This is a genomic window from Candidatus Enterococcus testudinis (assembly GCF_002140915.1).
GTDB classification, from domain to species: domain Bacteria; phylum Bacillota; class Bacilli; order Lactobacillales; family Enterococcaceae; genus Enterococcus_D; species Enterococcus_D testudinis.
In genome coordinates this window covers 348,776-365,424 of the sequence record NZ_NGKU01000001.1, presented here as the reverse complement: position 1 = coordinate 365,424, position 16,649 = coordinate 348,776, and the positions used below count along the sequence as shown (strand labels likewise).

Here is a 16,649-nt window from a genome sequence, read left to right as displayed (position 1 = left end):
GTATAATCAACATAATAGAATTGAATTTCAATATCATAAAGATCAAGAAAGAGAGACGATATGGATAATTTTTCAAGTATGAATGATATTTCCAAAAAGCTGGGTAATGTCATTAAAGATTCTAGAATTAAATTAAACATGTCTCAAAAAAATCTAGCGCGCGGCATTTGCTCTCAATCAATGATTAGTAGTATCGAGAATGGCCAGTATGCTGCTAATTCAATTTTGTTGGGTCAAATTTGTAAACGTCTTAATATCTCTATGGATCATATCTTACAGAGCTCTCACATAGATAACGATATAATTTCCAGATTTTTTTGCAGAGTCAAATCATATTGTGAAAGCCACAAATATGATTTGCTTTTAGATTATATTGCCGATTCTAAAATTATTGATATTTTAGATAACAATGAAGATTTACAACTCTATTATTATTATTTTGGGTGTGCCCTTTACCAAACCACTTCAGAACTTACAACAGCTAAAAGATATTTACAATTAGCATTAAGCTATTCAAAGACAAATCGTATAAAATTTGAATTTATGACTCCATTAGATATATCTGTTAAAAGTAGTTTAGGTATCGTACTTACTGATCTCAATATGTTTGAAACTGCTTCTGAGCATTTCGAAGATGTCCATCGAGCAATTAATCATTCACAAGTTTCAATTTATGAAGATAGTATAAACACTTTTTTTTATCAGTATGCTTTTTCTCTTGTAAAACAACAAAAAATCTCGAAAGCGATTAAATTACTGACTGAAGGAATCGACTATGCTGGAAGTCACCAATCCCATTATATGCTTTCAAATATGTTTTTCTTACTCGCAAAATGCCATGAAATGCAAAACAATGATGACCTTGCAAACACAGCTTTTCAATCGTATAAATTGATGAATAGTATCTTTCATGACAGTGTGTATACACGTTTCTAATTTAGATAACTAGTTTTAAAATAAGATGATTATTATTTTAGAATTCATTAAGCTTATTTTAATGCAACTTTTTCATTACAATTGTTCAACCACTGCGGCTAAATTTTCCAATTTATTTGCAAATGCATGTTTGGCTACTGGTTTCAATAATTTTATCGGTAGGTTCCGATTTGCTTTCACTGGTAAAAGTACTGTTTCTGATATTTCCAACAATCCATTCTCTTCTTCCAATTCAAACATAACCTGATAGTCAAGACGGTCTCCTTTGATGTTGTAAATAATTCTTTCGTCATTGCTTTCTATTGATATACTCTCTTTATTATTGAGTGCCTCGTGCACCCGACTAATATTTACTACATTTTGATCCTCTTCTACCAATGCAACCTCTGAGTCCCACTTTATAATATTTTTTGGATTTTCTAAAAATGCTACCACCTGTTCTTTTTTTTGAGAAATCATTACAATATTTGTAAATAATGGTTTATACATGTCTATTACCTCCTTCTTTTGATGAATAAAGCATACAAAAAAATCCATACGCTTCATAATCAGTATCCTAATATTTAAGAAATATATCTAAAAATTTTTTCGTTAAAAAGTTTTTCAAACATTTTACTTTCCTGAATACGCTCGCGTTGATTATTTTCTTGCTCAGCTTTCTCTGCAATCTTAGATGCTAGAAAAAATATATTCCCAAGCATATAGTGAGAATTATGCACTGTAATAAACTCAATCCCCTCCTCAATTGAAGTATATGCATCAACAAGCATATTCAGATTAAAATATGCAAAGGCTTTAAGATAGAATAATATGTTTAAATTCTCTTCGTAGTTTATAGCCTTCATTTTAAACATTACTTTATTTATATAATATAAAGTACTTTCCTTTTTACCTAATTGGGCATATACCGTTGCTATTCCCATTAAAGCCAATAGACTAAGTGAGTTAATACCTTTTTCTGACTCTGCCAAAGATAGATTGAAACTCCGAAGGCTCTCTTGACGATCTCGATCTAAATGAAATTGCGTACAAGCTAGGTAGTAATAATACGCTTGCATCTCCAACCTTGTTTCAATCGAATTAAGAACCGGTTTACTTTCTAAAAAAGTATTTAGCTCAGCATAATCATGCTTATTGCATAACTCTTCGCATTTTTCTTTGTTTTTTTCAACGGGACTTATCTCATAATGATTGTTTAGTATTAATTGATTCGCATTTAATCCAAGTCTAATACATAATTTCACTATAATTTGAACATTAGGTAGATATTTACCTAATTCAATTGACGAAAGCATTGCTTGTGAACAAATACCATCTGCAAGCTCATACTGAGAGAGTTTTTTTTCTTTACGTATTCTTCTGAGTTCTTTTCCGAATAATTGCCGTTCCATATATCATACCTCCTATATCAATAAATCATATACTAATTATCAAATGACGCATAACCAGTTTACTGATAATTGGCTGATCATCGTTCAAAATAACCCTTATTCACTGTTTACTATCTCCAAAAAGCTTATGAATGTCACCTGAATTTTCCTCAAAAAAAACACTCATCTCTGAGTGCTCATTTCTAACATCTGTTTGTTATGCTTCCGTATATGGATAACCAAAGTGATCGTAGGCCATTTGTGTTGCCACTCTTCCCCGAGGGGTGCGTTTGAGAAATCCTTTTTGGATCAAGAATGGCTCATACATATCTTCTACAGTTTCGGTTTCTTCACCAATGTTGACGGCGATCGTACTCAGTCCCACCGGACCGCCATGGTACAGTTCGATCATCGTGCGGATCAACTTTTGATCGACATAATCCAATCCAGCATGGTCCACTGCCAGCAATTGCAGCGCTTGATCTGCAATCATTCGATCAATCACTCCGTCCGCTTGTACTTGCGCGTAATCCCGCACACGTTTCAGCAGCCGATTGGCGATCCGCGGTGTTCCTCTGGAGCGGCGCGCAATCTCGATCGCCCCTTCTTCTACGATATCGGTTTGAAAGATCGACGCTGTGCGCTGCACGATTTCTTTCAAATCTGCTTCTTCATAATATTGCATATGGGAGATGATGCCAAAGCGATCCCGCAATGGTGCAGACAGCATTCCTGCTCGAGTAGTTGCCCCAACTAATGTAAATGGTGGCAATGGAAAGTGGACCGGATGCGCAGTTGTTCCTTGACCGACCATGATATCTACATAAAAGTCTTCCATCGCTGAATAAAGCATTTCCTCAGCCACACGCGGCAGGCGGTGGATCTCATCGATAAACAGTACGTCGCCAGGTTGTAATTCATTCAAGACGGCAATCAAATCGCCGGGTTTCTCAATCGCTGGTCCGCTGGTCGTCTTGATTTGGACAGCCATCTCATTGGCAATCACCATCGCCATCGTGGTTTTCCCTAAACCTGGTGGTCCATACAGCAATACGTGATCCAGCGCTTCTTCACGATTCTTGGCTGCTTGAATATAGATACTTAATTCTTGTTTGACTTTATTTTGTCCGATGTATTGGGCAAGGGATTGTGGACGCAGTGATTTTTCGATGATTTCTTCTTGTTCATTGGACTCTGGTGAAACGATCCGTTCCTCTGTCACGCTGATCCCTCCCTATTTTTTCATCATTAAACGAAGGGCTTCCCTTAAGTATTCATCGGTAGACTTCGTTGTATTGGTTGCCAATTGCTTCTCGACTTTTTTGATTTCTTTGTCACTATAACCTAGGGCTTTCAACGCTTCTAGCGCTTCTTCTAATGCGGTGGTTGCGACGGTCACCGGTAAAATAGCTGCTTCTCCTACAAGTTCTGCCAGCTTGCCTTTCAAGTCAAGGACCATTTGTTGGGCAGTTTTCTTGCCGACTCCGGGAAACTTGATCAAATAGGTGACATCTTCATTTTCAACTGCTGTGATCAAGCCAGCATGATCGTCGTTGGCCATGATCGCCAATGCGCTCTTTGGACCTATTCCAGATACGCTGATCAGTTTTAGGAATAACTGCTTGCCTTCAATCGTCGAAAAGCCGTAGAGACTGTGGGCGTCTTCTCGGATGACTTGGTGCAGGTAGATTTTGACTTCTTGGTTGAGTTTGCCGCTAAATGAATACGGATTGCCAAAAGCGATCTGATAGCCGATGCCATAGGACTCGACCACGATATACGCTGGGAAGATATCCGTTACTTTGCCTATAATATATTCGTACATGTGCTTTCCTTTCTGTACATACGTTCCCTTTATTGTAGCATAGACTGAGGGTCAAAAAAAGGACTGCCCACAAAGACAGTCCTAAAGCTGCATGTTCCATTGCTGTCAAAACAATGGTACATCCTGCTGATTTCTCAAGTGAATGTTGTTATTCGACGACTGATTTGAATTCGCCGTAGCCTTTTTCATCCATGTCGGCCAGCGGGATGAATGTGAGCGCTGCTGAATTGATGCAATAGCGCAAACCACCTTTGTCTTGCGGACCGTCTGAAAAGACATGACCCAAATGGGAATCCGCTTCTTTGCTGCGCACTTCTACGCGATGCATCCCGTGGGAGAAATCGGCTTTCTCTTGGATATCTTGACGACTGATTGGTTTGGAGAAAGACGGCCAGCCGCAGCCTGCATCAAATTTATCTGTTGATGCAAATAATGGCGCGCCGCTGACGATATCAACATAGATACCTTTTTCATAGAAGTCATCGTATTCCCCAGTAAATGGGCGTTCTGTCGCATTTTCTTGCGTGACAGCATACTCGATCGGTGAAAGAGTTTCTTTCAATGTTTCTTTATTTTCTTTTGTCATGATGTCACCTGCTTTCAAATTTTGACTCATCCTGTTGCATTTATTCTGCCTCTTTTTGGCAGGATTGTAAACTGACATGCTTAGGGCTTATCCGAAAATTCAGCCAGCAAACGGCCTACAGTATTGACTGGAAAACCAACGATTGTATAAAAATCGCCATGGATCGATTCGACGAATACTTTTGCTGCTCCTTGGATACCATAGGCACCTGCTTTGTCCGCATATTCTTCTAAATCAAGATACTGTTGGATCATTTCATCTGTCAAGGGACTGAAGCTGACTTCCGCAGAGACAACTGCTTGCCGCTGTTGCTCGCCTTTTTGCAAATAGACAGCTGTATGGACCCAGTGCTTTCTGCCGCTCATGCGTTGCAGCATGTGCTGCGCATCTTGTCGATCGAGTGGCTTCCCGAAAATCTCATCATCAATGGCCACCGTTGTGTCGCTGGCGATCACTAAATCATCGGGGTAGATTGCCGCCACGACAGCCGCTTTTTCAGCCGCCATGCGTTTGACATAGGGAATGGGTGATTCCCCTGCATGGACACGCTCATCAATGTCTGCTGGTTGGATCGTAAATGCAGGCACCAATTCCGCCAGTAGTGCTTTTCTTCTAGGTGATTGTGATGCCAGAATAATCATTCGATTGCACTCCTTGCGCCATGAGGATCTTGGATTCGTTTGAACATCCGCTCCATATCACTATTGGTGAAATGAATCAGTACCGGACGACCATGGGGGCAATTAAAGGGATTTTCACACTGCGCCAAATCAATCAGCAACCTGCGGGCTTGCGCTTCGTTCAAGTAATGATTGGCTTTGATCGATCGTTTGCAACTCATCATGATCGCCACCGCTTCTCGGAACTTTTTGACACTGACACTGCCAGTAGTCAAAAGCATATCGATCATTTCTCGTACGATCGATTCTTCTTCTCCACTTGGATACCACGTCGGATGTGCCCGTAAAATAAAACTATTGGCCCCAAATGGCGCTAAATGGATACCCACTTCTGCCAGCTGCGGACTTTTTTCTTGAATCTGTAAGGCATCACTATTGGGATAATCCAAGACGATCGGTACCAGCAAGTTTTGGAGATCATTGGTGACATCACCGATTTTTTCACGAAAATATTCATATTTGATCCGCTCTTGCGCGGCATGTTGATCGACGATATAGAGACCTTGTTCACTCTGCGCAAATAAATACGTACCGTGCATTTGACCAAAATAATCTAAACGAGGAAAGCGCTCCTTGGCCGGTGCCTCTTCTAATAGACGATCCACCGTCTTCAAGTAGTTTTTGTCCCCACCATGGATTTCTGGATGCAAGTGGCTGATTGCAGCCTTTTCAACGGAAGTGTCTGTGATTGGCACCGATTGCGACTCATCCCTTTGCTCGATGGCTGGTTCATCAGGAAAAGATTCCTCAATAAAAGCTGGTTTAATGGGCTTATTCGGTAAAGATGCTGCTACATTCGTAAAGTCGTCAGGACGTTGTCCATTGCGTTCCATACTGTTTTCAACATTACTTTCAGTATAGCGCGTTTCGTCTTCAGGAAGTTTTCCACCTTCCTCCACAGGTTTTTCCACAGACTTATCCACAGTCTGTTGATAAGTCTGATCGAGTTCGAATTTCCCCGTTTGCCGATTGAAGTACAACCCGGCATTTTCTTGGGGATTTTCTAGCGCTAACCCCATCTGCTCTGCTTTGGGCTGGTCTGTGACTTTCTTTTTGAAGCGCAGATTATCCGCTGCATTGGGGATCAAATTGATTTCCCGTAGCGCTTCGTTGATTGCTGCACTAATCAATTTGGTCAATTCCGCTTCTTTAGATAAACGCACTTCCTGTTTGGTTGGATGTACATTGACATCTACCAATAAGGGATCCATTTGGATCTCAAGAACAGCAATCGGAAAACGACCGATCATCAATTTGGAGCCATAGCCCGCCACAATCGCTTTGTTCAAGGCAAAGTTGCGGATATAACGGCCATTGATGATCGTGGATAGGTAATTCCGGCTGGCACGTGTCACCTCCGGCAATGAAACAAAACCGGTGACTTTGAAATCTAAATCAGCAGTATCGATGGCCACCATTTTTTTGGCGGTGTCGACGCCGTAAATACCAGCAATCGTCTGCTTTAAGATGCCATTTCCTGTGGTTCTCAGCATTGGATTGCCTTCATGGATCAGACGAAAAGCAATTTCTGGATGACTAAGGGCGATGCGGTTCACGATGTCGCCAATATTTGCCAATTCAGTCTGCAGCGTTTTGACATATTTCAAGCGAGCCGGTGTATTGAAAAACAAGTTTTCAACAGTGATTTTGGTTCCTTGCCGTAAATTGGCTGGTTTGTGTTCTTCTACAGTTCCGCCTTTTAACCGGACAAAGGTCCCTTGCTCAGCTTCTTTAACTGCCGTTTCGATACTCAAGACAGATACAGAGGCAATACTCGGTAAAGCTTCCCCGCGAAATCCCAGCGTTCGAATACGAAACAGGTCATCACGGTTATGGATCTTGCTGGTGGCATGCCGTTTGAAGGCTGTTAACACGTCTTCTTCAACAATACCTTCCCCATTATCGATGACTTGAATCTTCCGCAATCCAGCTTCTTCTATAAAAATATCGATTTGTGTGCTGCCAGCATCGACGGCATTTTCGACTAATTCTTTGACCACCGATGCAGGGCGTTCCACCACTTCACCGGCAGCGATTTGGTTGGCAAGACGTTCGGATAATTCTTGGATCTTTCCCATCTGCTGCCCTTCTTTCTAGATTCGTTTTTGCAATGCGTATAACGTATTCAAGGCATCCATCGGCGTCATTTCTAATAGATTCAACTTTTTCAATTGATCGATGACACCAATTTCTTCTGTCGAGATTTCACTAAATAAAGACAGTTGCTGATTTTCTTCGATCTGGGGTTTCGGTTGGACTGTTGGTTCATGTTCTTCCAAGGCTTTCAGGATCGTTGCCGCTCTTTGCAGCAGCGGACTTGGTAGACCAGCGATTTTGGCAACATGGATCCCATAACTTTTGTCTGCCGCGCCTTCCATCATTTTGTGTAAGAACACGACTTCTCCATCTTTTTCAACAGCGCCTACATGAATGTTGCGTAACTTAGTGAGTGATTCATCTAAGACGGTCAATTCATGGTAGTGGGTAGAAAACAAAGTCTTGGCACGAACTTCTTTGTGGATATACTCAATGATCGCTTGTGCCAAGGCCATGCCATCATATGTTGCGGTCCCTCTTCCTAATTCATCAAAGAGAATCAAACTATTCGGTGTCGCATGACGAAGGGCTTGATTGGCTTCCATCATTTCTACCATAAAGGTACTTTGACCCGCAATCAGATCGTCACTGGCTCCAATCCGAGTGAAGATCCGATCAAATATCGGCATTTCCGCAGATTGCGCTGGTACAAAGCAGCCGATTTGGGCCATGATCACCAATAATGCAAACTGACGCATATAAGTACTTTTACCAGACATATTAGGCCCGGTGATCAACAATATCTCCGTATCCTCATTCATCACGATACTATTGGGGATATATTCTTGGTGACCCAAGACTTTTTCTACCACCGGATGCCGACCTTCAATGATTGATACCGCACGTTTTGCGGCAATCGTTGGCCGAACATACTGATACCGCTCTGAGATCGTCGCAAAGCTTTGCAAGACATCTACAGCACTGACCGCTTTGGCTAACTTTTGTAGGCGGGCGATGCTTTTTTTGACCTCTTCTCGCACTTCTAAAAACAAGCGGTATTCTAAATCAACCGATTTTTCTTCGGCTTCTAAAATCAACGTTTCTAGCCGTTTCAATTCAGGCGATATAAACCGTTCCGCATTGGCTAAGGTTTGTTTGCGTTCATAGCGAGAGGTATCAAGATTGACCAAATTGGCTTTGGTGATCTCAATATAATAGCCGAATACGCGGTTGAAGCCGACTTTCAATGTTTTGACACCCGTCGCTTGCCGCTCTTGGGCTTCCAGTTCAGCTAGCCATTGTTTGCCATCACGCATGGCGGTCCGATATTCATCCAATTGGGGATGAAAACCATCTTTGATGATATTGCCTTCCGTGATCAGCAATGGTGCATCTTCATCGATCGCTGCCTCAATCAACGCAACCAGATCATCCATCGGGGTCAATTCTAATAATAGATCATTCCATTCCCCACGATTGATACCTTCTAATAGATTGGCAATCAATGGTACTTGCATCAAGGAAGATTTCAATTGCAGCAGGTCACGTCCATTGACATTGCCAAACGCCACTCGACCAACCAAACGCTCCATATCATAAACTTTCGTCAACGCGTCTTGCAGATCCCCTCGTTCAAAGAAACTATCTAATAAAGATTGAACCATTTCTTGGCGGGCAACGATTTTCTTCGGCTGGATCAGCGGACGATCCAACCATTGTTTCAATAGTCGTCCACCCATAGCTGTATTGGTTTCATCCAGCAGCCACAACAAGGTGCCTTGCTTCTTCCCTGTCCGAATCGATTGGCTCAGTTCTAAATTAAATTTAGAATAATGGTCCATTTTCAATGCGTGGTCGGGCTGATAAGCGACTGCTTGTTGAATATGAGCCAAACTACGCTTTTGCGTCACGGATAAATAGGTCAGTAGTCGTCCGGTGACTTCTTTTGCAGCAGAATCCGTCAATTGACTTGTGAGAAATTGAAATTCAGCATTGTCATCATTGGTTTCTTGTGTAGAAAAAACAACTGCTAATCGAGTCGCCAACAAGTTATGTAGCGTCTCTGGAATTTCACTGCACAAGACGACTTCCTTTGTTTGCAACGCAGCTGCTTCGTTCAAAACTGCCTCCTCATCTTCTAAGAGAGCAGCTTTCAACTCACCAGTACTTAAATCAACATAGGCAAAGCCATATTGTTGATTTATTTGGGCGACAGCTGTTAAAAAGTTGTTTTCTTTTGCTGCCAACCCCTTGGTGTCCATGACCGTTCCCGGCGTGATCAATTGGACGACTTCCCGTTTGACCATCCCTTTGGTGGTCTTCGGATCTTCTACTTGCTCGCAAATGGCTACTTTATAGCCTTGATTAATCAAGGTATCGATATAATTGCTGGCCGCATGATAGGGAACACCACACATTGGAATCGGATCATCCGCGTTCTTGTTGCGGCTGGTCAATGTCAGTTCTAAAATTTGGGCTGCTTTGATCGCATCTTCATTGAATAACTCATAGAAATCTCCTAAACGATAGAACAAAAAAGCATCTTGGTATTGTGCCTTGATGCTTAAATACTGTTCCATCATCGGAGTGTTTTTAGTCTTCTGAGGCATGTTGTTCCTCCTCCTGAATGGTCATATTCACTTGCTTTTGGATTTCAATGGTCACATAGTGTAACAGGTCGTCTGCTTCTTGTAAAGCCACCCGATAGGCAACCACGATCGGGTGAGCATCATATTCTTTTGTCAATGTTTCATAGGTAAGACGGGCAGCATGAGCGGCCTCGGGTTTTTCGTAATGCTCGTATTGGACCATCTCTTTTTGTGCCTGTTTGATTGCTTCTTCCAACGCTTGCAGCTTTGGGTTCTCCAAAGCACGCTGTTGGATTTCTTGAAAGTCTCGGACGACAGAATGATCCGCCAAAAGCTGTTTGAGTGTCGCTAATGCACTGGCGATTTTTGGTTCTTTCTCTAGTTGGTCCATAATATTACTCCGTAAATGGTCGATCTTCGCTGATTTGGATTGGTTTGATCGATTTGGCTTTTCCAGTTGTTTCATCGATCTCGATCAAGCATGCGGATAGAATACTGCGCCCTTTTTCTACCACTTCAAAGCGCTGCGGCAATGCGGTCAAGAACTTTTCGATGACAGCTTCTCTTTTCATGCCCAAAATGCCATCGTATGGTCCAGTCATGCCGACATCTGATAAATACGCTGTCCCTTGAGGCAGGATACGAGCATCATTGGTTTGGACATGGGTATGTGTACCGACAACAGCCGAGACCCGGCCATCTAAATACCACCCCATTGCTTGTTTTTCACTGGTGGTTTCACCGTGGAAATCAACAAAGATATAGGGTGTCCGCTTGCGTGCGATAGCCAACAATTCATCCATTTTCCGAAACGGATCATCTAAATCGACCATAAATGAGCGGGCTTGCATATTGATCACCGCCAACTCGATCGTATTGACTTTGACAAACACCATTCCCACACCCGGCGTACCTTCTGGAAAATTGGCAGGTCTGATCATTTTTTTGGCATCGCCAATAAAGTCAAAAATATCTCGATTGTCCCACGTATGGTTCCCCAACGTAACTACATCGATACCATCTTGTAAAAACTTCTTATAAATTTTCCCAGTAATCCCGCGACCAGCTGCCGCATTCTCACCATTGGCGATCGTCACTTGCGGACGATACGCTTTCTTTAGCTTAGGCAAATACTCTGTAATCGTTTCTCTACCCAATGATCCAACAACATCTCCAATAAATAATACCCGCACTCGATTTCCTCTTCTCTTTTCACTTCTTTTCTATTATAAGGGTTTTGATCCAGAAAAAAAAGGTGCATTCCTCGATCAACGCTTGCACCTTTTTGACAAAAACACTTCATTCTGGGACAAACCGCAAAAAAGACGCGTCCTTTTTTTAGGTACGCGTCGCTATTTTACGCATCAAGATTTATTTGGTGCCCACATACGCTACGATTGCCACGATCAAATCGCGTGCCGTTTCCATTGCTTCCACTGTGATGAATTCATACTGTCCATGGAAGTTTTCACCACCGGTAAATAAATTTGGCGTTGGAATGCCTTTATACGTGATTTTGGAACCATCTGTCCCACCACGGAAAGGTTCTTCGATCGGTGTGATCCCGATCGCTTTCATCCCTGCTCTGGCGGCATCGATACTGCGGGGATCTTCTTTGATCAAATCACCCATATTATAGTATTGATCATATAGCTTATAGGTGATGCGTTCTTGCCCATACTGGCGGTTCAAGTCATCGATGATCGCTACAATGGTTGCTTTGCGTTGTTCAAATTGCTGATGATCATGATCACGTATGATATAGGAAACTTCGGCTTGCCCGATATGACCACTCAAATTGTGCAGCAAATAAAAGCCTTGATATGCTTTCGTTTGCTCAGGCACTTCATCTGCTGGCAGCGCAGCATCGATTTGCCCAGCGATTCTCAAGGCATTGACCAAGCGGCCATACGCCGTACCCGGGTGAACACTGGTCCCATGGATCGTGATATCGATGCGCGCAGCATTAAAGGTCTCAAACTCCATGTGGCCAATCCGTCCACTATCCATCGTATACGCGAAAGCGACAGGAAAGTCTGCCGGATCAAATCGATCTGCCCCAAGACCAATCTCCTCGTCCGGACCAAAGGCCACCCAGACATCTCCTCGCTGCTGCGGATCTTGTTCTTGCAATACACGAAGCGCATCAATGATTTCAGCGATACCTGCTTTATCATCTGCACCCAACAAGGTAGTCCCATCAGTGGTGATCAGTGTTTGTCCAATATAATCAGTTAAATTAGGAAATTCAACTACCCGCATCATCAACTGTTGTTCACGATTAAGCAGAACATCTTTGCCATCATAGTTTTCGTGGATCTGGGGTTGGATGTTCTCGGCCGCAAAGTCAGCGGTATCGACATGGGCGATAAACCCAATTGCTTCTTTCTCAGGGTTACCCGGCAATCGGCCAATCACAAAGCTATTTTTTTCGTGATAGGCGACATCCGACAACCCCATCGCCACGAGTTGCTCTTTCAACAGCAGCGCAAGTTCGACTTGTCCGGGTGTTGTTGGAATCGTTTGGCTAGTTGCATCAGAGCGGGTGTTCATTTTGGCATAGGTCAAAAAATCGTTCAAAATCTGTTTCATTTAGACACTTCTTTCTTGTTTCAATCATTCTTTACAGTGTTCTTTCTGGTTAAAAAGACAACGGACGATGATCCGTTTCATGGATGATCTCGCGAAAATCAGCAAACCCCGCTGCCAGTCCCCTCAGCAAGATTTCTGCGGTGCCCATATTGGTAGCTAAGGGAATCTCATAGACATCCGACAAGCGAATCAAGGCAGTCACATCGGGTTCATGGGGTTGCGCTGCTAAAGGATCTCGCAAAAAAATCACGAGGTCCAGGTCATCTTGGGAAATCATCGCCCCAATTTGCTGGTCTCCTCCTAGCGGTCCTGAGTTGAAACGGTGTACCGGCAATTTGGTTGCTTCTTGAATTTTTTGTCCAGTCGTCCCCGTCGCGAACAATTCATGTTGCGCCAAAATCTCGCGATACGCGGTGACCAGTTTGACCATGACCTCTTTTTTCCGATCATGGGCAATCAATGCAATTTTCATCTTAGCATCCTCCTTTTTTTCTATTGTACCAATAATCTGGCGTGATTGTCGCAAAAACAACGGCTGTTTACTGGTTCTCTTTCTTGGCTGGGTATGCAAAAAAACATAGCAGCGCCCGCAAAAGCCCCACTATGTTCTCAATCAAATCAGTTTTAATTCTTTCAATGCCAACCAAATACCATCTTCATCATTGCTGGCAGTCACTAGATCTGCGGCTTCAAGACTCGCTGGCACAGCATTGCCCATTGCAACACCCACACCGGCCGCCGCCAACATTTCCCGGTCATTTTGACCATCGCCAAAACAGATAACATCTGCTTGCCGAATACCTAATTGTTCTGCAACGTATAAAATCGTAGCCGCTTTGGACCCTTCTTTTGGTACCACATCAACACTGTTTTCATGCCAACGGACAAACCGCAGTTTGCTGTATTTGTCGTCAAAATAATGCTCATATGCTTGGTCATAAAACGCCAAAGCTTGGTAAACTTCTTTTTCTTCTGGAAAATCCATATCCAACTCAGGCAATTGTGCACCAAAGGAATGCATCGCTGCTTCCATCTTTTCAATATTCAAAGAAGACGCACGTTTGGCCGTATCCATACCCACAAAGGCCGTATCGATCCCTAAATCATGGGCTTCAGCGACAAAGGCATGCAATTGTTCTTCATCCAACAAATTCTTATATACTTGCTGATGGGCCAAAAAGGCGGCCGCACCGTTACATAAGATATAGTTGTCAAAGGCCAAGGAGCGAATCACATCTTGGGCGTGAAAACGACTGCGCCCAGTCGCAACAGTCACAAAATGACCTGCATCACGTAAGGTTTGCAACGCCTCCACTGTACTGTCCAAAGGCTGTTTGTTCGAGTCAAGCAGTGTTCCGTCAATATCAAAGGCAAAGAATTTCCGATTCATAAAAGGTTAAGGCTCTCTTTCTATAAGAAGTATCCATTTTTTTAGACATATTTTAGATATATATCGTTGAACAATGGGTTCATTCAACATCAATCTTATTTATATTCTTACATAAAAGAGGCTTGTTTTCAATCTATGATTATTGAACTTCTTGCCACAACGTCGTGATATCCTCTTGCACATCTACTTTGGTGCCGCCAAAGTTTTCGTCAATATAGTCTTTCACTTCATCACTATGATAAAGATCAGCTAGTTTTTGCAAGGCAGGATCATCTGCATTCTCTTCAGTCGTCACCAGCACATTGATACTCGTTTTGGTGTTTTGATCGATCTCTTCTTTGTACAGGGAATCAGTCAAGACATTCAATCCCCCTTCAAAAGCAACCGTATTACTGATTAATGCCAAATCGACATCTTGCAAGATTCTTGGGCCTGTTGTGTCATCGATCAGTTTGAACGACAGATTTTTGGGATTGTCCACGATATCAGAGGGCGTGCCTGTCCCATTGTCAAAATCATCTGCTAGTGTGATCAATCCCGCGGCTTCTAACAACCGCAACCCTCGTGCCGTGTTTGCTGGGTTATCTGCTAAAGCGACCACTGCGCCATCAGGAACATCTGCAATAGCGTCGATCGAGTCCGAATAGATACCCATTGGCTCCATATAGGTCGTCGCAATTGGGACTAAGTCTTTATCACTATCACTATTGAAACTCAATAAATAACCTAACGATTGAAAGGCATTGACATCCACTTCTCCATCAACTGTTGCCGTGTTCAACTGCGGACCACTATCGATTTCTTTGACTTCGATCGACAACCCTGCCTCTTTCGTTTCATCCAATCCGGCAATATAGTTCCAGATTTCTGCATCACTGCCGACAGAACCAATGATCACTTTTTCCGGCTCATCGGACTCGCCACTGGCCGCAGTATCTGTTTGCTGTCCACAACCTGCAAATAATAAAGCTGAAAATAATAAACCTGCACCTACATATTTTTTCATTCTCATCCATCCTTCTTTTTGACTTACTTCAACCTTTAATAAACGTGGCTTAGTGCATTGTCATCCCACCGGTCACATTGATTGCTTGACCGGTCAAATAGGCCGCTAAAGAACTGGCCAAGAACAAGACAACATTCGCCACATCTTGTGGTGTTCCTGTGCGCCCCAAAGGAACTTGAGATGCATCTTCCGCTTCAATATCCGTCACTGAAAGACCACGCAATCGAGCCCCATCGACTCTTTCCCGCTGCTTCATTGTTGTTTCGATGATCCCCGGACATACAGCATTCACAAGAATACCATCTGAGGCAACTTCTAAGGCTAAATTCTTGGTTAAGCCTATGACCGCATGCTTCGAAGCGACATAGGCACTCATACCGCGGTACGGATTCTTCCCGGCTTGAGAGGCAATGACGATGACTCGCCCCAACGTTTGCTCTTGTTTCATCGCTGAGACGATTTTTCTTAATACCAGATAAGCGCCTCTTGTATTGATTGCAAAGACATAGTCGAAATCTTCTGTGCGACTTGTTAAAAAAGCATCCATGATCGATAACCCAGCAACATGCACCAAGACATCAGGAACCAACTGATGTCTTTTTAACGTATCGACCAAATGATCAATTGATGCTTCTTGGCTAATATCGACATGGATTTGATAGGCACCATCTTCTGCTTGATCCCAGTCATTGCCATACTGAATATCTGCATCAACGATGCGTGCCCCTTCAGACAAAAATGTCTGGCGAACAGCCGCACCGATTCCTTGGGCACCACCAATAATTAGGACGACTTTTTGTTGCAGCTCAGAAAAAACCATTGGTCACCTCTACACGACTTGACGTACAAATGCGTCGTCACTAATGCCTTGTTCCAACACCAATTTTGCCCATTCTTTAGCAGAAAATAAGGAATGATCCTTGTAGTTGCCGCAACTTTTGGCGTCGGTGCCTTGAACATCCGACCACTCGATGTCTTCGACAATTTGCGTCAAGGTAGCTTTCAAAGCTGTCGCTACTTCAGCTGCTTCATATTTGCCCCAAACAATCAAATGGAAACCAGTTCGACAACCGAAGGGCGATACATCGATAATACCGTCTAGCCGATCCCTTAGTAACGCCGCCAACAAATGTTCCAATGTATGGATTGCGCCAGTTGGGATTTCGGCTTTGTTTGGTTGCGCAAACCGCAGATCATAATTGGTGATCGTGTCCCCTTTTGGACCAGTTTCTGTTGTGATGACTCTGACGTATGGTGCGATTACTTTGTTGTGATCAAGGGTAAAGCTTTCTACTTCTGCCATATGCTATTCCTGCTTTCTATGATTGATTGCCCTCTTTACGGGTAGGTGTTCTTCCTCTAATCTACATGCCCACATTATCAAGCATCTGTGCGCTATGCTTTTCGAGGTAAAAAAAAATCCTTAAGAGAGTATTCTCCTAAGGATGTAATAACTTACATGGTACCACCTTTGTGCGCATTCTTCTTGCAAAGAATGCCTCTGCGCCAATACAGCTACTGCGATATTGGGATCCATGATAACGGGGACAGTCGTGCACCTCTAAAAAAAAATTCTCGAAGTACCCACTCAAAAGCCATTTTCAGATTCGTTTTCTTCCACCCATTTTCAGCTGACAGG

Annotated in this window: 17 protein-coding genes and 1 other annotated feature (1 of these 18 cut by a window edge); of the genes, 1 reads left to right on the top strand and 16 read right to left on the bottom strand. The window is 43.0% G+C overall.

Translation table 11 applies throughout. From position 1 onward, the window contains the following. Positions 1-60 precede the first annotated feature (60 nt). A complete protein-coding gene (locus A5886_RS01865) occupies positions 61-936 on the top strand; it encodes a helix-turn-helix domain-containing protein (RefSeq protein WP_086273367.1) in 876 nt (291 codons plus the stop codon). 75 nt (positions 937-1,011) lie between these two features. Here A5886_RS01865 and A5886_RS01860 read toward each other — a convergent pair whose 3' ends face one another. From A5886_RS01860 to A5886_RS01785, 16 genes are all read right to left on the bottom strand, one after another. Then, positions 1,012-1,425, bottom strand: coding sequence for a hypothetical protein (locus A5886_RS01860; RefSeq protein WP_086273366.1), 414 nt, complete (start codon positions 1,423-1,425; stop codon positions 1,012-1,014). Positions 1,426-1,499: 74 nt separating this feature from the next. Continuing rightward, a complete protein-coding gene (locus tag A5886_RS01855) occupies positions 1,500-2,327 on the bottom strand; it encodes a helix-turn-helix domain-containing protein (RefSeq protein WP_086273365.1) in 828 nt (275 codons plus the stop codon). 196 nt (positions 2,328-2,523) lie between these two features. Continuing rightward, positions 2,524-3,528 carry a Holliday junction branch migration DNA helicase RuvB gene (ruvB, locus tag A5886_RS01850; protein ID WP_086273364.1) on the bottom strand — a complete coding sequence of 335 codons (1,005 nt, stop codon included), beginning with the start codon at positions 3,526-3,528 and terminating at the stop codon, positions 2,524-2,526. A gap of 12 nt (positions 3,529-3,540) precedes the next feature. Next, the gene (gene ruvA, locus A5886_RS01845; protein WP_086273363.1) at positions 3,541-4,131 is read right to left on the bottom strand and encodes a Holliday junction branch migration protein RuvA; all 591 of its coding nucleotides are present in this window, start codon (positions 4,129-4,131) and stop codon (positions 3,541-3,543) included. Between the two features lie 148 nt (positions 4,132-4,279). Further along, the gene (gene msrB / locus A5886_RS01840) at positions 4,280-4,717 is read right to left on the bottom strand and encodes a peptide-methionine (R)-S-oxide reductase MsrB (RefSeq protein WP_086275955.1); all 438 of its coding nucleotides are present in this window, start codon (positions 4,715-4,717) and stop codon (positions 4,280-4,282) included. Between the two features lie 80 nt (positions 4,718-4,797). Further along, entirely contained in the window at positions 4,798-5,358 is a 561-nt protein-coding gene (locus tag A5886_RS01835) for a Maf family protein (protein WP_086273362.1), read from the bottom strand. After that, a complete protein-coding gene (gene mutL / locus A5886_RS01830) occupies positions 5,355-7,475 on the bottom strand; it encodes a DNA mismatch repair endonuclease MutL (RefSeq protein WP_086273361.1) in 2,121 nt (706 codons plus the stop codon). Before mutL ends, A5886_RS01835 begins: the two co-directional genes overlap by 4 nt. 15 nt (positions 7,476-7,490) lie before the next feature. Then, positions 7,491-10,043, bottom strand: coding sequence for a DNA mismatch repair protein MutS (gene mutS, locus A5886_RS01825; protein WP_086273360.1), 2,553 nt, complete (start codon positions 10,041-10,043; stop codon positions 7,491-7,493). After that, positions 10,027-10,413, bottom strand: a complete 387-nt coding sequence (locus A5886_RS01820; RefSeq protein WP_373404586.1) for a YlbF family regulator — start codon at positions 10,411-10,413, stop codon at positions 10,027-10,029. The genes mutS and A5886_RS01820 overlap by 17 nt, the downstream gene beginning before the upstream one ends. Positions 10,414-10,417: 4 nt before the next feature. Beyond that, positions 10,418-11,215, bottom strand: coding sequence for a TIGR00282 family metallophosphoesterase (locus tag A5886_RS01815; RefSeq protein WP_086273359.1), 798 nt, complete (start codon positions 11,213-11,215; stop codon positions 10,418-10,420). Positions 11,216-11,393: 178 nt separating this feature from the next. Next, a complete protein-coding gene (gene pepT, locus A5886_RS01810; protein WP_086273358.1) occupies positions 11,394-12,614 on the bottom strand; it encodes a peptidase T in 1,221 nt (406 codons plus the stop codon). A 49-nt stretch (positions 12,615-12,663) separates the two neighbouring features. Next, complete coding sequence (mgsA, locus tag A5886_RS01805) at positions 12,664-13,086, bottom strand: methylglyoxal synthase (RefSeq protein ID WP_086273357.1); 423 nt, start codon at positions 13,084-13,086, stop codon at positions 12,664-12,666. A 141-nt stretch (positions 13,087-13,227) separates the two neighbouring features. Further along, on the bottom strand, positions 13,228-14,004 hold the full coding sequence (locus tag A5886_RS01800; protein WP_086273356.1) for a Cof-type HAD-IIB family hydrolase: 777 nt from the start codon (positions 14,002-14,004) through the stop codon (positions 13,228-13,230). A gap of 139 nt (positions 14,005-14,143) precedes the next feature. Next, complete coding sequence (locus tag A5886_RS01795) at positions 14,144-15,010, bottom strand: MetQ/NlpA family ABC transporter substrate-binding protein (RefSeq protein ID WP_086273355.1); 867 nt, start codon at positions 15,008-15,010, stop codon at positions 14,144-14,146. A 49-nt stretch (positions 15,011-15,059) separates the two neighbouring features. Then, positions 15,060-15,830: an SDR family oxidoreductase gene (locus A5886_RS01790; protein WP_086273354.1), complete on the bottom strand. Its 771-nt coding sequence runs from the start codon at positions 15,828-15,830 to the stop codon at positions 15,060-15,062. A gap of 9 nt (positions 15,831-15,839) precedes the next feature. Continuing rightward, positions 15,840-16,313: an S-ribosylhomocysteine lyase gene (locus tag A5886_RS01785; protein WP_086273353.1), complete on the bottom strand. Its 474-nt coding sequence runs from the start codon at positions 16,311-16,313 to the stop codon at positions 15,840-15,842. A 135-nt stretch (positions 16,314-16,448) separates the two neighbouring features. Then, positions 16,449-16,649: a binding site (T-box leader), on the bottom strand; it runs 52 nt beyond the window's last position.

Coding starts and splice junctions, on each gene's coding strand:
- mutS (WP_086273360.1), bottom strand. CDS start 10,043: ATGCCTCAGAAGACTAAAAACACTCCGATGATGGAACAGTATTTAAGC.
- msrB (WP_086275955.1), bottom strand. CDS start 4,717: ATGACAAAAGAAAATAAAGAAACATTGAAAGAAACTCTTTCACCGATC.
- A5886_RS01855 (WP_086273365.1), bottom strand. CDS start 2,327: ATGGAACGGCAATTATTCGGAAAAGAACTCAGAAGAATACGTAAAGAA.
- mutL (WP_086273361.1), bottom strand. CDS start 7,475: ATGGGAAAGATCCAAGAATTATCCGAACGTCTTGCCAACCAAATCGCT.
- A5886_RS01790 (WP_086273354.1), bottom strand. CDS start 15,830: ATGGTTTTTTCTGAGCTGCAACAAAAAGTCGTCCTAATTATTGGTGGT.
- A5886_RS01800 (WP_086273356.1), bottom strand. CDS start 14,004: ATGAATCGGAAATTCTTTGCCTTTGATATTGACGGAACACTGCTTGAC.
- A5886_RS01820 (WP_373404586.1), bottom strand. CDS start 10,413: ATGGACCAACTAGAGAAAGAACCAAAAATCGCCAGTGCATTAGCGACA.
- pepT (WP_086273358.1), bottom strand. CDS start 12,614: ATGAAACAGATTTTGAACGATTTTTTGACCTATGCCAAAATGAACACC.
- A5886_RS01860 (WP_086273366.1), bottom strand. CDS start 1,425: ATGTATAAACCATTATTTACAAATATTGTAATGATTTCTCAAAAAAAA.
- A5886_RS01835 (WP_086273362.1), bottom strand. CDS start 5,358: ATGATTATTCTGGCATCACAATCACCTAGAAGAAAAGCACTACTGGCG.
- A5886_RS01785 (WP_086273353.1), bottom strand. CDS start 16,313: ATGGCAGAAGTAGAAAGCTTTACCCTTGATCACAACAAAGTAATCGCA.
- A5886_RS01795 (WP_086273355.1), bottom strand. CDS start 15,010: ATGAAAAAATATGTAGGTGCAGGTTTATTATTTTCAGCTTTATTATTT.
- ruvA (WP_086273363.1), bottom strand. CDS start 4,131: ATGTACGAATATATTATAGGCAAAGTAACGGATATCTTCCCAGCGTAT.
- mgsA (WP_086273357.1), bottom strand. CDS start 13,086: ATGAAAATTGCATTGATTGCCCATGATCGGAAAAAAGAGGTCATGGTC.
- A5886_RS01865 (WP_086273367.1), top strand. CDS start 61: ATGGATAATTTTTCAAGTATGAATGATATTTCCAAAAAGCTGGGTAAT.